Source organism: Streptomyces sp. NPDC002499, assembly GCF_053595415.1.
The window spans coordinates 1-13043 of sequence record NZ_JBSFXO010000008.1 but is presented as its reverse complement, the minus strand read 5'-3'; the positions used below and the strand labels follow the sequence as shown (position 1 = coordinate 13043).

General features: G+C 68.2%; 16 protein-coding genes. 9 read left to right on the top strand and 7 right to left on the bottom strand.

Features of this window, described 5'->3' with window-relative positions:
- Positions 1 to 36: 36 nt before the first annotated feature.
- The 5 genes from ACWD5F_RS22955 to ACWD5F_RS22935 all read left to right on the top strand — a co-directional run bounded on the left by ACWD5F_RS22955 (position 37) and on the right by ACWD5F_RS22935 (position 4666).
- On the top strand, positions 37 to 1221 hold the full coding sequence (locus ACWD5F_RS22955; protein ID WP_451256812.1) for a sensor histidine kinase: 1185 nt from the start codon (positions 37 to 39) through the stop codon (positions 1219 to 1221).
- Entirely contained in the window at positions 1218 to 1886 is a 669-nt protein-coding gene (locus ACWD5F_RS22950; protein ID WP_451256810.1) for a response regulator, read from the top strand. Before ACWD5F_RS22955 ends, ACWD5F_RS22950 begins: the two co-directional genes overlap by 4 nt.
- Positions 1887 to 1962: 76 nt before the next feature.
- Positions 1963 to 2880: an ABC transporter ATP-binding protein gene (locus tag ACWD5F_RS22945; protein WP_451256808.1), complete on the top strand. Its 918-nt coding sequence runs from the start codon at positions 1963 to 1965 to the stop codon at positions 2878 to 2880.
- Positions 2877 to 3647: an ABC transporter permease gene (locus ACWD5F_RS22940; protein ID WP_451256806.1), complete on the top strand. Its 771-nt coding sequence runs from the start codon at positions 2877 to 2879 to the stop codon at positions 3645 to 3647. The genes ACWD5F_RS22945 and ACWD5F_RS22940 overlap by 4 nt, the downstream gene beginning before the upstream one ends.
- Positions 3648 to 3679: 32 nt before the next feature.
- Positions 3680 to 4666, top strand: coding sequence for an alpha/beta hydrolase (locus ACWD5F_RS22935; RefSeq protein ID WP_451256804.1), 987 nt, complete (start codon positions 3680 to 3682; stop codon positions 4664 to 4666).
- Positions 4667 to 4764: 98 nt separating this feature from the next.
- Here ACWD5F_RS22935 and ACWD5F_RS22930 read toward each other — a convergent pair whose 3' ends face one another.
- A complete protein-coding gene (locus tag ACWD5F_RS22930) occupies positions 4765 to 4896 on the bottom strand; it encodes a hypothetical protein (protein WP_451257588.1) in 132 nt (43 codons plus the stop codon).
- A gap of 189 nt (positions 4897 to 5085) precedes the next feature.
- Between ACWD5F_RS22930 and ACWD5F_RS22925 the strand changes: the two genes are divergently transcribed.
- A complete protein-coding gene (locus ACWD5F_RS22925) occupies positions 5086 to 5709 on the top strand; it encodes a hypothetical protein (RefSeq protein ID WP_451256802.1) in 624 nt (207 codons plus the stop codon).
- A gap of 148 nt (positions 5710 to 5857) precedes the next feature.
- On the opposite strand, the gene ACWD5F_RS22920 is transcribed toward ACWD5F_RS22925, so the two are convergent.
- The 5 genes from ACWD5F_RS22920 to ACWD5F_RS22900 form a co-directional block, all read right to left on the bottom strand.
- Positions 5858 to 6433: a hypothetical protein gene (locus ACWD5F_RS22920; RefSeq protein ID WP_451256800.1), complete on the bottom strand. Its 576-nt coding sequence runs from the start codon at positions 6431 to 6433 to the stop codon at positions 5858 to 5860.
- 714 nt (positions 6434 to 7147) lie between these two features.
- Positions 7148 to 7567, bottom strand: a complete 420-nt coding sequence (locus ACWD5F_RS22915) for a hypothetical protein (RefSeq protein ID WP_451256799.1) — start codon at positions 7565 to 7567, stop codon at positions 7148 to 7150.
- A gap of 38 nt (positions 7568 to 7605) precedes the next feature.
- Positions 7606 to 8544, bottom strand: coding sequence for a hypothetical protein (locus tag ACWD5F_RS22910; protein ID WP_451256798.1), 939 nt, complete (start codon positions 8542 to 8544; stop codon positions 7606 to 7608).
- Positions 8545 to 8992: 448 nt separating this feature from the next.
- Positions 8993 to 9880 (bottom strand): aminoglycoside phosphotransferase family protein, encoded by an 888-nt coding sequence (locus tag ACWD5F_RS22905; RefSeq protein ID WP_451256796.1) that lies wholly within the window; start codon positions 9878 to 9880, stop codon positions 8993 to 8995.
- Between the two features lie 241 nt (positions 9881 to 10121).
- Positions 10122 to 10607 (bottom strand): ATP-binding protein, encoded by a 486-nt coding sequence (locus ACWD5F_RS22900; RefSeq protein WP_451256794.1) that lies wholly within the window; start codon positions 10605 to 10607, stop codon positions 10122 to 10124.
- Positions 10608 to 10889: 282 nt separating this feature from the next.
- On the opposite strand from ACWD5F_RS22900, the gene ACWD5F_RS22895 reads away from it, so the two are divergent.
- Positions 10890 to 11138 (top strand): STAS domain-containing protein, encoded by a 249-nt coding sequence (locus tag ACWD5F_RS22895; protein ID WP_451256792.1) that lies wholly within the window; start codon positions 10890 to 10892, stop codon positions 11136 to 11138.
- A gap of 92 nt (positions 11139 to 11230) precedes the next feature.
- Positions 11231 to 11770 (top strand): anti-sigma factor, encoded by a 540-nt coding sequence (locus ACWD5F_RS22890; RefSeq protein WP_451256790.1) that lies wholly within the window; start codon positions 11231 to 11233, stop codon positions 11768 to 11770.
- Positions 11771 to 11808: 38 nt separating this feature from the next.
- On the opposite strand, the gene ACWD5F_RS22885 is transcribed toward ACWD5F_RS22890, so the two are convergent.
- Entirely contained in the window at positions 11809 to 12222 is a 414-nt protein-coding gene (locus tag ACWD5F_RS22885; protein WP_451256788.1) for an ATP-binding protein, read from the bottom strand.
- 339 nt (positions 12223 to 12561) lie between these two features.
- On the opposite strand from ACWD5F_RS22885, the gene ACWD5F_RS22880 reads away from it, so the two are divergent.
- On the top strand, positions 12562 to 13043 hold a 482-nt coding region (locus ACWD5F_RS22880), incomplete at its 3' end, for a fasciclin domain-containing protein (protein ID WP_451256786.1).

Genomic DNA, 13043 nt, shown 5'->3' with positions numbered 1-13043 from the left:
TATGCGCGCGGGCATTCCCGCTCCTACGGTGGGGAGGTGACGACCTTCGACCGTGTGTCCGCCCGGCTGCGGGCGTTGCCGCCGGGTGCCGTGGATCTGCTGGTGGTGGCGGTGGTCGGGATGTTCACCGGGTCGGACGCGGCGGTGAACGAGCCGCCGTACCGGCAGGCGGACCGGTTCACCTGGCTGCTGCTGGCCATCTCGCTGGTGGCGCTGGTGTGGCGGCGGCGGTGGCCGGTGCCGGTCGCGGTGGTGACGGGGGCGGCGTGTGCGGGCTGGGCGCTGTACGGGCACATCGGGGAGCTGCTGAACCTGCCGGTGATCGTCGCGCTGTACACGGTCGCGGTCCAGGGCGACCGGCGGCGGACCCTGTGGACCGGGCTCGTCGCCTCCCTCACGTCGGGTGTGGTCGCCCTGCGGGTCGGCAAGGACGTGGTGAACCCGCAGGGCTTGCCGGTGCTGGAGATGCTGTGGCCGCTGGTGCCTCTGCTGCTGGGCGAAGTGGTGCGCACACGGCGGCAGTTGCTCACCGAGTACGCCGCCCGGGCCGCGCGCACCGAGGCGGACCGGGAGCGGGAGGCGATGCGCCGGGTCGGCGAGGAGCGGGTGCGGATGGCCCGCGAGCTGCACGACGTCGTTGCGCACACGGTGACGGCGATGACCGTGCAGGCGGGTGTGGCCCTGGACGCGTTCGACGTGCGGCCGGAGGTCGCGCGACGAGCGATGCGGCACGTGCGGGAGGCGGGCAAGGAAGCGGTACGGGAACTGCGGGCCACGGTGACCGTGCTGCGGGAGCCGGAGGACGAGCCGGTCGAGCCGGCACCGGGGATCGGTCAACTCCCCTCCCTGGTCGATCGGTTCGCGGGCGGCGGCGTCGAGATCACACTCCGGCAGGAGGGGACCCCCGAGGGGCTGTCACCGGTGGTCGGGCTGACCGCGTACCGGATCGTGCAGGAGGGGCTCACCAACATCGTCAAGCACTCCGGCGCCCGGCACGCGGCGGTCTCCGTCGTCCGGAGGGACGGCCTGCTGGCGGTGGAGGTCGTCGATGACGGACCGCTGTCCGGGGCGCCCGCGGCCGGTGGCTTCGGGCTGGTCGGGATGCGGGAGCGGGCCACGGCGGCCGGGGGCACGATCGACTACGGGCCGCTGCCCGCCGGGGGCTTCCGGGTCCGGGCCGAACTCCCGGCCGGCGAGGACCGTGGAGTGGAGCGACCGTGACCGTGCGCGTAGTGCTCGCGGACGACCAGACCGTCGTACGGGCGGGCTTTCGCGCCCTGTTGGACCTGACCGACGACCTGGTCGTGGTCGCGGAGGCGGCCGACGGAGCGCAGGCCGTCGAGGTGGTGCGGATGACCCGGCCCGATGTCGTCCTGATGGACATCCGCATGCCCGGCGTCGACGGCATCGAGGCCACCCGGCGCATCGCCGCCGACGCCGCGCTGGACGGCGTACGTGTGGTCGTGCTCACCACGTACCAGGTCGACGCGTACGTCTTCGAGGCGCTGCGGCACGGTGCGGCGGGCTTTCTGCTGAAGGACATCGAGCCGGACGAACTGCGGGAGGCGATCCGTACGGTGGCGGCCGGGCAGAGTCTCCTCGCCCCGGCCGTCACCCGCGCGGTCGTGGAGGAGTTCGCCCGGCTGAAGGCCCCCGAGGCGACGGGTGCCGAGCGCCTTGCCGTGCTCACCGAGCGGGAGCGGGAGGTCATGGCGCTGGTCGCGGCCGGGCTGAGCAACGAGGAGATCGGCCGCGAACTGGTCATGAGCCCGCTGACCGCGAAGACCCACGTGAGCCGGGCGATGACCAAGCTGGGAGCGCGGGACCGGGCGCAGCTGGTGGTGCTCGCGTACGAGACCGGGCTGGTCAGGGCAGGCGAGCGATGACGCTACTCCCGCGGGAGTAGCCGCGGACTCCCCTCGGCGGATGCCCGAATCGGCCCCGCTTCCTACCGTCGTCGGCATGATCGACGCACATGACCTCACGAAACGCCACGGCGGCCGGACGGCCGTCGACCGGCTGACCTTCACCGTCCGGCCCGGCCGGGTCACCGGCTTCCTCGGACCCAACGGCGCCGGCAAATCGACCACCATGCGCCTGGTCCTCGGCCTGGACACCCCCACTTCGGGCACGGTCAAGGTCGGCGGCAGGCGGTACGCCGAACTGCCCGCACCCCTGCGCACGGTCGGCTCCCTGCTCGACGCCCGAGGCGTGCACGGCGGCCGTACCGCACGCTCGTACCTGACCGGCCTGGCCTCGAGCAACCGCCTCCCGCGCCACCGGGTCGCCGACGTCCTCGACCTGACCGGCCTGACCGAGGCGGCGGGCCGACGGGTGAAGGGTTTCTCGCTCGGCATGAGCCAGCGGCTCGGCATCGCCGCCGCCCTGCTCGGTGACCCCGAGGTGCTGATCCTCGACGAGCCGGTCAACGGCCTGGACACCGAGGGCGTCCGCTGGATCCGCACGCTCCTGAAGTCCCTTGCCGCACAAGGCCGTACGGTCTTCCTCTCCAGCCATCTGATGAGCGAACTGGAGCTGACCGCCGACCATGTGATCGTGATCGGCCGGGGCAGACTGCTGGCCGACACCAGCGTGCGCGACTTCATCGAGACCAACTCCCGCGCCCATACGCTCGTCCGCTCCCCGGAGCCGGAGAGTCTGCGGGAGCTGATGCAGGCCAGGGGCGCGGCCGTACGGCTGGACGCGCGGGGCGGCTGGCGGGTGGACGGTCTCGACGCCGCCGCTATCGGCGACCTGGCCCGCGACCACGGCATCGCCGTCCATGAACTCACGCCCGCGCACTCCTCGTTGGAAGAGGTCTACACAGCCCTCTCCCACGAGTCCGCCGAATACAGCACACCTCAGGAGGCTGTGCGATGACGACCGCCTTCATGGATGTGCGGGCCGGGTTCCCGCAGGCCCTCGCCCACGAGTGGATCAAGTTCCGCGGCGTGCGTTCCCTGGTGTGGACGGCGTGCGCGGTAGCCGTCGTCCCGGTGGCGGGCGCGGCGTTCGTCGCGGCGACCGGCAGTCTGCGACCCGACGACACGGTGCTCGGCGGCAGCCTCAGCCTCACCGTCGTGGCCCAGATCCTGGCCGCCGTGCTGGGCGCCCTGCTGATCACCGGCGAGTACGGCAGCGGCGGTCTGCGCACCACCTTCGCCGCCACCCCGCGCCGCACCACCGTGCTGGCCGCGAAGGCGACCCTGGCCGCGGGAGGGACGTACGGCCTCGCCCTGCCCTCCTGCACGCTCGCCCACCTCACCGGCGACGCGATGCTCGCGGACGGCCGGTACGCCCAAGGGGAGCCGTGGCCCGCCCTGTTCGGGATCGCCGCGTCCTTCGCCGTGGCCGCGCTGCTCGGCCTGGCGGTCGGCACCCTCCTACGGCACTCCGCGGGCGCGGTCGCCACCGTGATCGGCGTGCTGCTCCTGCCCTCCCTCCTCGGGCCGCTCTTCGGTGACGCCCGGCGCTGGGTCGCGGGTGCCTCCCCGACGGCCGCCCTGCAGAAGCTCACACAGACCTCGGACGCGACCGCAAAGACCGCCGGCAGCCTCGGCGCCTGGCCGTCCCTGCTGCTGGTCGCCGGCTGCACGGCGGCCCTGCTCGTGCTCGCCTCCGTGACGTTGAACAGGCGGGACGCATGACACAACAGCCCTCTCATGAAAGGGGATTGACCATGCCGTGGAGTCCTGGCCGCTTACGGCTGCTTCTCGCCCTGGTCGTCGGCGGCCTCCTGCTGCCGACCGGTGTCTCCCGCGCGGAGGCCGACACGGTTCCACCCGCGCCGCACGGTGTCCGGGTCACCGCCGAGGAACGGGTGAGTGGACGTCTCGTCGACCTCACGGTCGACTCACCGGCCCTGGGCCGCGCCGCGAAGGTCCGGCTGCTGACCCCGGACGGCTGGCAGAAGCGACGGCCCGGCGACCGGTGGCCCGTCCTGTACCTCCTGCACGGCGGCTTCGAACCGGAGACGTACAAGACCTGGACCCGCGAGTCCGACGTCGAGGAGCTGCCTCAGCTCCGGAATGTCCTGGTGGTGATGCCCGAGGGAGGCCGGATCGGCTTCTACAGCAACTGGTGGAACCACGGCGCCGGTGGCCCGCCGGCCTGGGAGACCTTCCATCTGGACGAACTGCGCCCGCTGTTGGAAGGGGGCTACGGAGCCGGGAGCCGCCGAGCGGCGGCCGGGCTGTCGATGGGCGGCTTCGGCGCGGTGTCCTACGCGGCCCGGCGCCCCGGCATGTTCCGCGCGGCCGCGAGCTACAGCGGTCCCGTCCATCTCCTCCACCCGCGGATGCGCGAGGTGTGGCCGCAGATGGAGGAGGCGTACGGCGGCGACCTGGACGCCCTGTGGGGAGACCGGGTCGCCCAGCGTGCCGTCTGGCAGGCGCACGACCCGCACCACCTGGCCGAACGCCTGGGGCACACGCCGGTCTACCTCTCGACCGGGGACGGCACCCCGGGACCGCTCGATCCGCCGGACAGCGCTTACGACCCGGCGGAAGCCGTCATCCACGAGCTGACCCGATCCCTGGACACCCGGCTGCGCGAGATCGGCGCTCCGGTGACCAGCCATTTCCACACCGGTACCCACCATCCGGCCTACGGAGAACGGGAGTTGCACCACTCACTACCGATGCTGCTGCGCGCCCTCGCGCCCTGATGCGGGCGCCGCTCTTCAGGTCGTTCTTCTTCGACACCAGCCGGGTCTGCATCTGGACGATCAATGCCATCGCGGGTCGCCTGAACCTGGACCTGGACCTAGCCCTGGACCTGGACCTGGACCTGGACCGCAAGACCGTACGCCGCTTCCGCGACACCGAACCTCGACGAGCTGCCGGCCTCCGCCCGCGAGAGCCGCCCCAACGGCGTGTCGGATCTCGACGCCGTCACCGCAGGCCTCACCCTCCCGTGGAGTTCCGGTGTAGTCGAGGTACACGTGAACCGGGTTAAAACACTCAAGAGAGCCATCTACGCGCGGACGTCCTTCGAACTTCTCCGAATCCGCATCCTGATCGGCCGGCAAGCGTGATCTCTTAAAGCAGAGGACTCTGGCTGCGAGCGGTTGTACCGTCAGGCGCCGTGAGTACGGACATCCACGGCGGTATCGAGTTCCGCCATCCCGGCGTCGGCACGGACTACTACGAGGGCGAGCCGTGGGTCGGCGCAATGGATCTCTGGCCCTTGTACGACGAGACCGACTACGCATCCTTCGGATGCCTCTTCGGCGTGCGCAACTACGCGGGCTACCCGCCCCTGGCCGCGGATCGTGGTTTGCCCGACGACTTGTCCAGTGGGCTGCGCGAGCGCCTTCAGCCTTGGGTGGCAGACGGCCACCTGGCTGGGGCTACCTGGGTCAGCTGGGCCGAGATCGCGGGACTGGATCCAGCAACTGCTCCGGAGCACTACATCGGCCGGCTCACATGGTCATCCCTGGCGAAGCCCTCGATGCTGCATCAGCAACTTGTTCCGGCTGATTGGTCCCCGGAGTTGGTTGCTGCGGTGGGTCCACCCCCACAGGAACTGGAAGGAGGCGACCATTACGTCGAGTGGAACAGCGGAGACCTGCTTTGCCGGTACGAGTCGTTGACGGCTGGTTCCATCCTGGGCCCCAGGTCCCACTGGCCACACGTGTTTGCCGTTATGAAAGCTCTGGCGGATCGTTTCGGTGATGACGCCGTTCGACTCGTCGCGGCCTTCGACTGATCAAGGACTCGTCAGCTGGTCGATCACGGAACTGCGGCCAGAGCCGTTTTTTCACGAATCGCCATCACTGCGCGGGAGCGGGGCGGCTTTGTCGTGCGTGCGTCGACGCCTTCACGTCGACCGTCGACGTGAAGGCCACTGGGTGATGTCAGCAGGGACGGACGTACCAGACGGGGGTCCAGTCGTAGCTCGCGTGGCCGAAGGGAGCGGCAGGCGTGATGTCGATGACCGTACGGTTCTGGTCCTTCATCAGGGCCTGGGTGCCACGGGTCTGGAGGTTGTAGTACGAGCCCCGGCCGGTCCAGTCTTGTAGCGCGTAGTCCTGGCAGAAGTAGAGGGAAAGTCGGTCGCCCATGCCCAACTCCTGGCGGTACATGCAGAAGTAGTCCTGGTCGCAGTCCCACTGCGCCGCGGCACGGCTCTTGGCCGACGTGTTCAACTCACGCACGTACTTCTCGCCGGGAACGGTGACTGTCAGGACGGCACCGTCGGCCAGGGCGATCTCGTTCGCCGCGACCTGCCGCCCGTCGTGACGAGCGAGGTAGCGGTCCACCTTCGTCTGGAGAGCTTCGGCATCGCCTCGGCCGAGGCCGGCGGTGCGGGCCTGTTCGGCGAAGGCTCCCTGGGTGTGGGTCGGCTGCGCGGATGCCGGTCCCGCCAAGCCCATGGACAACACGGCCACGGCCGCAGCCGCGAGAGATGTGTAGCGCTTCAATGTGGACATGCCTTTCCCCTCCTGACGAGCCATGAACAACGAGGAACTTGGGAGAACGTATGCGGGCTGCCTCGCGGTGTCTTCCTGACATCTGTCAGGAAGACACCGCGAGCAAGCTGTGCGGTTCGTCCGAGGGAAGAGCGCGGTCACAGGCCGGACTCACCGCGCGGTGGCAGTCCGGCCGTGCGGCAAATGTCGTCGATGACGCCCATGGTCACGACGGCGTCCCCGGCCTAGGTGAGGATCGGACCGCCGTCGAGGACCGCAGCGCCGAAGGCGGACACCTGGGAGGCATAGCTGGAGGATTGCCGGGCCACTCGCACGCGCCGAACCGTACGGCCGCACGCGCCGCGACGACACTGAGCACGCTCCAGTCCCGGTTCGGGCCGCAGATCGACGACGGGACCATCAACCCGGAGTCACGCAGAGCGGCGGTATGTTGCGACACCGCCACCCTCACAGTGGGGTCCTGCCACCGTCCGCACGTTCATCGATTGGCACGGTGATCCCAAAGCGCTGCAGAAGCTCTTCGAGGACTGAGTGACCGAGACGATGCGAGTCTGCGGGTGGGCCCGCACCCGCAGCCCCGCCAACCTGCTCAGCCCTCAAAGAGCAACTCTCCACACGCACGGGCAGTTCGCCGCCTGCTGTTCGGGCCTTGTCGAAGCGAACTAGGCGGCGCTCAGTCCTCCCGCGCGACGATCTCGTTGAGCTCTGGATGCCTCAGGGCAGGTTCGTCCATCGATGCGAGGAGATGTTGTCGTTGAGCCACTCCCCTGAACCGGGGCCCGTGTTCGCGTCGAAGGTCCACTGGCGTAGGTCGCTGAGCCCTACGCCGTTGTAGACGCCCCGGCGTGCACCTGTGTAGTTCAGGCCCCAGTACACCCAGATGTCGTCCAGGCTGCCGGGGTAACCGTTGTTCCAGAGCGAGCTCACTTGGTTGCGGCAACTGCCCCAGTCCGGAGCTTCTCCCGACCAGTCGTCGCACCATCCCGAATAGCCGGTGTTGTAGTAGACGTGGAGATAACCGTCGGCGAGCTGGCTCTTTGCAGGCACGGGAACGGGTTCCGATGCCTGAGCGGCCAGCGGAGTGGCTGCCACCGTCACAACGGCGAGAGCCGCGCCGATCAGTGTTGTGCGCACTTTGCCCATGTTCTTTCCTCTCGTTGCGGATTTCGGGTTCAGGAGGATGTGCCGGCCTTCCGTGTGAGCTGGCGGGCACGGGAGAGTGCGTTCAGTTGCATTTCCCGGTAGGTACGCACGTCCCTGTATTGCCGGGCAAGGCTGCGGGCATAGCGCCGGTCCAAATCCTGTGCAGCCTTGGCCAACCCTGACGTGCGGGCGCACCGCGCCTCGGTGACGGCAAGTGCGATTTCCTCGCTCCTGGAAAGGGGAGGCCTGCGCGAGCCGGTCGCCGTTCGCAGGTCGGCCGGACTCGTATACGGATGGCCGGCTGCCCGCATGCACGCGGACCAAGGCTTGACCGCCTCGGCGAACCGCGGATCCTCGGTGACTCTTGCATGCCGGATCTCCGTGACCGCGTCGGCGGTGACTTTCGCCTGGAACCATTTCTCCAGGTTGCCGTAGAGCGTCGCATCGGCCTCCGACTGGCAGCCCTTGGGGCTGCGTTGGTACTGCATGCCGTCGGGGGTCTTGGCCGTCACCGTCAGGGGACGAGAACCGTTGGCTGCGGTCAGAGCCGCTGCCTGCCGTTTGGCCGGGAGCCCACGAAAATACCGCTGATTGACATCTGTTTTCCTCAGCTCGGACAGATCGTGCTGTATATCCGTGCCGTAACCGTGCTCTTTGGCCCATGCCACATCGTTGAGCACGTAAGGAAAGTCCCGAGCCTCTGGAACCGGGTTCTCTTTGACCGGCCGGTATTCGAAGCCCTTCCGCTGCATGCAGTCACGCAGCAAAATCTGGCCGGCTTCATGCAGAAGACTCAACTCCTGCCGCGACGGCTCACGCGGCTCTCTTCCGACCGCAGCAGTGGAGGAGTTCGACGGGGAAACAGCAAACGTAAGAATGCCCCCTGCCAAGACCAAGGTCACGCACGCGACGCCGAGCACGACAAAGCGGCTTCTTGCGCCGGGAGTTCGCCGGAATACGGTCACCATTGCCTCCTTTGTCGTCTCCCGGTCGGCCACCCGCCCCGGCATGAACACGTCACTCTGGTATCGCCTTCAGATACTCGCGTGACCGGTCCGCGACCGGCAAAGATTTCAATAATGTTCGAAACGTTGGACACAGCGATGGAGGATCAGACACACGGCGACGCCCGGAACGAATCGCGCAGTTCGTCGTCTCCGCGCGAGCGGGGGTGTCCGGCGTCTATGCGTCGCGCAGGTTCGTGCCGGACGGGGTGAACTCCAGCCAGCATCCGTCACTCTCCGCGACCAGATCTCGGGGATGAAAACGGGTACTTCGCAGGTCGAACGCCATCCTTCTGGCAGTTTCGTACATGGCCGCCTGGCCTACGACGCCTGCTTCCACGCCGGTCATGTGCATCGCCCGTTCCACGCCCGGAGGCCGACGAGGCGTGCGGGTTGGCCCGCCGACAGGTGACTACAGCGTGAGGCGGTCCGCTTCGGCCAGCAGCAGATCGCCAAAGGGCTGAAAGCCAATACTGCAGGCATAGACGCCACTGACGACTCGGTGGACAGTTCCCCATTCCCAGATGGCGGTGGCATCCACGCCCGTGCGAGAGGCCAGTTGCTCAGTCCGCGCCCAGAGGTCATCGCCGAGGTCTGGGTTGCAACGCAGGATTGTGCCGAGATCACACGCCGGTTCGGCCCGCAGCCCGGCTGGATCGATGAGCTTGTAGCTGCCGTCACTCGCCTGCAGGGCGTTCATCTCGTGGATATCACCGTGGACGAGAACCGCGGACCGATCGTCGTGGGCAAGGCGACGACGATTCATGCAATTCAGCGCGTCCGCCACAGTGGCCGGCGAACACGGTCGCCCCGCCTGTTCCCATAGTTCTGGCAGCCGATCGACGTACTGCTCAGCCAACTTCGCGCCGGTTGGAAGGTCAATGTCAGGACCGATCGGACGCCACAGGCGAACCGCCACTTCGCACAGCAAGGTGTGGCGGCTTGCAGGGTCGACGACGATGTCGGACATCGGCGCCCCCAGGCGCTCCAGCAGAAGGGCTCGTCGACCCACGTCTTCGCACAACAGCTTGGCGCATCCCCCTCCGTTCGCCAGGCGCAACACCGTGGCCTCCTGCTGGATGTCTCGACCTGGCACACCGATCTTGAGGACCGCCTGAGTTCCGTCAACAAGTGTCACCTCGACGGCCAGGGCAGCGTGACCGCCTGCGAAGCTGAACCCGATCATCAGAGACCACTCCTGGGCCAGCGAGTCGACCAGGCCTGGCAGCTCGTCCAGCCAGGATTCGTTCCCGTCGGCTATGACCGTCTTGCGGACCTGGTCAGGAATGTCGAGGGTCATGCCGCCAGCCTAGAGCCGTGATCGTTTTGGTTCGCCGACTTGGTTGAGGCTGCCGTCTTGAGGGGGCGCCCGGGGCTGCGCAACTCCAAGCGCACAAAGATGAGTTCGCCCTCAAGCACACCGTGCTCGGGCTGACATCCACAACGACGAACGACGTCGACACCGGATTCATCCGCGAACCGGCGGGACCGTTGAACTCCATGGCCACTGAAGGACGGGGGCCAGGCAGAAGCGCGCATCATCAGGTGCGGCGCGCCGAGGCCGAGTGATCGGGGCCAACAGCCGGAGACTCGAGCAGGGAGATCCAGGCGGTTACGCGTTTGCCGGACGGCTCAAGGTCCACGTGAAATCGCTCGGCGACGGCCACGACGATCTCCAAGCCGTGCTGGCCGACCCGGTGCGGGTCGAGGGAGCGACCGCCCGGTCGGACACGGGCGCTGTCCCGTACGGTCACTTCCACCTGGGTATCCGTGATGCGCAGATCCATCCGCGCGGGCCCGGGGGCGTATTTGTGGGCGTTGGTGACCAGTTCGCTGACCACGAGTCGCGTGAGGGCCAGCGCGCGGGCAGAGACGGGCACACCGTGATCCATGCGGGCGCTGGTGAGGAAATCGGCCGCGAGTTCGCGCGCCTGGGCAATGCAGGTGCCTTCGCCACTCAGCGGCACAGTGGTCCACAGGGAGCGTGCGCGCGGCTTCTGTCCGTCATCTGCGTCAACAGACTCCACTTTTTGTCCCCTTCGTTCCGCTTGTTCACTCGGCTACCCATTGCGGATGGGCACACGCTCCTCAGGCTGGAATTGGTCGGCCGTCCAAGTCTCCCTTTCCCTGCTTCCTGGGCAGGATTCTTGTACGTGCTCGGGCCCGAGCGCATCAGCGAGCGCAGGCGAGGACACGGTGACGGACGCACTGCCAACCCGGCTCGGCGATCTGATGGTCAGCCAGTCCATGGTCGGCGACGTCCGCGTCATCGCCCTGAGTGGCGACTGGATCACACGGTCCGTGACCACGTGGCGAAGGTACTGAGTCCGCCGACCGACGCCGAGCCGTCCCGCACAGTGGCCGACTTCACTCGCGTGACCTTCATGGACTCAAGTGGCGTCAACGCCCTCATCGCCGCTCACCGAGCCGTCCAAGACGCTCAGGGCTGGCTGCGCATCGCCGGGCCCCAGCCGCAGGTCCTGCGCGTAATACAAGTCGTCGGCATCGACACCGTTATCGCCTGCTATCCCACACTTCGGCAGGCACTGGCCGGCTGATCTCACGGTACGGCGGAGGCCGAAGACACGGTTGCCGCGAGCCGGGGGCGCGGACGGCGCGCCGTGTTCGGCATCGGTGCTTGGGGTCGCCCGTGGCGTCCTCCTCCGACCACGCGCAGTCGGAGGAGGTGGCCCAGGAGGTCCTGGTGGAGGTGCGGCGCACCGCTCCGCGCTACCGGCCCGACCGCCGGACCGCCATGAACTGGATCCTGACCCGAGCTGCGAGGCATGCACCCAGGAGGCCGCCGAACTGTCCGCCACCGCGGCCCGAACAGGGAACAGCACAGATCAGCGCTGTGCTCGCCGCACCGGACGCCCGGACCCAGGCCATGACGCTGCCCGAAGGAGCCACCGGCACCGCGGTCATCTCCCGCAGCAGAACCCAGGCGGTGCTCATGGTCTCCGGAATGGCCCGCGCACCGGTCGGGAAGACCTACCAACTCTGGTACGACGAGGACGGCCCCATGCGCCTGGCCGGCCTGACGAACGCTGCCCGCGCCAACCAGACCATCCTCCAGCGAGGTGCCGTCGACGCGGCCTCGGGCATGGGCATGGGCATCACTGTCGAACCTTCGGATGGTTCGCAGCAGCCCACATCCGCACCGCTCGCCCTGACCCGCTTCCCCACCTGAGCGGGCACGGCCCCACGGTCGGGCGCGGCCACGTCCGCTCAAGCGACGCCTCGCGGCAGATCGGCCCAGACCGTGTGACCCCGGCGGTGATGCCGGTCGCCCCACGCGCGGGAGAGCGCCTCGACCAGCAAAAGCCCACGGCCGCCGCCGCTCAGAACAGCGGACGGACGCATCCACCTCGCCCGGATCGCCTTGATGTCGAAGCCAGGGCTCATGTCGCTGACCTGGATCATCAGCGACTGACAACCCGGCCGCCCGTGCAGAGCGAGCGACAGACGCACCGGCGCCCTGCCGTGCCCGAAGGCGTTGCCCAGCAGCTCGCTGACAACGAGCACGGCGTCCTCGGCCAGTTCGCTGCGCCCCCATCGCACCAGTTGTCCGCGCACGTCACCCCGCACGGAGCACAGACCGTTCTCCGGGGCGGGAGCGAAGCTCACGTAAGAGCTCTCCATGGCGCATCAGCTCCTCCAACTCTCACGGGTAATCCGTTGCAGGCGGCACAGCGGACGGGTTGAGAATTCGAGCAACCGGAAAATCCGGGACCCAATATCCGTAGCAGGTCCGGCCGCGGATTGGTCCGGGAAAAAGATTCATCCGATCGAGCAAACGGCCAATCCGGCAGGCCTTCGGGACCGGATTCCCCACGTGACCGACGACGAGAAGGAACTGCGAACTCTCCGGAATTCCCGCGGAATTCGCGACTGCCTCCAGTCGGTCCAGCCGATCTCGAACGATCTTTCTCATCCCCGTCTGCATGCGGCACTCGCCGCATGAGCAACAGGAGAACCGTCATGGACACCCGTATCCGCCGTACTGCCGTCGTCCTCGCCGCGGCGGCCGTCCTCCCGTTCGCCCTCAGTGCCTGCGGCGACAACGGCAGCGACTCCGCGAAGTCCGACACCTCCAGCAAGGCGTCGGCCCCCGCGTCCTCCTCCGACGACATGGCCGGTGCCGGCGCGACGACGTCCGACCAGCCCTTCGGTACGGCCTGTTCGGGCGTCCCGAAGAGCGGTGCGGGCTCCTTCGACGGCATGGCCAAGGACCCGGTCGCCACCGCCGCCTCCAACAACCCGGCCCTGTCCACCCTGGTCGCCGCGGTCAAGAAGGCCGGCCTGGTCGACACCCTCAACAACGCCCAGAACATCACCGTGTTCGCGCCCACCAACGACGCCTTCGCGAAGATCCCGAAGGCGACGCTGGACAAGGTCCTGGCCGACAAGGCGCAGCTGACGAAGATCCTCACCTACCACGTCGTGGGCCAGCAGCTCACCCC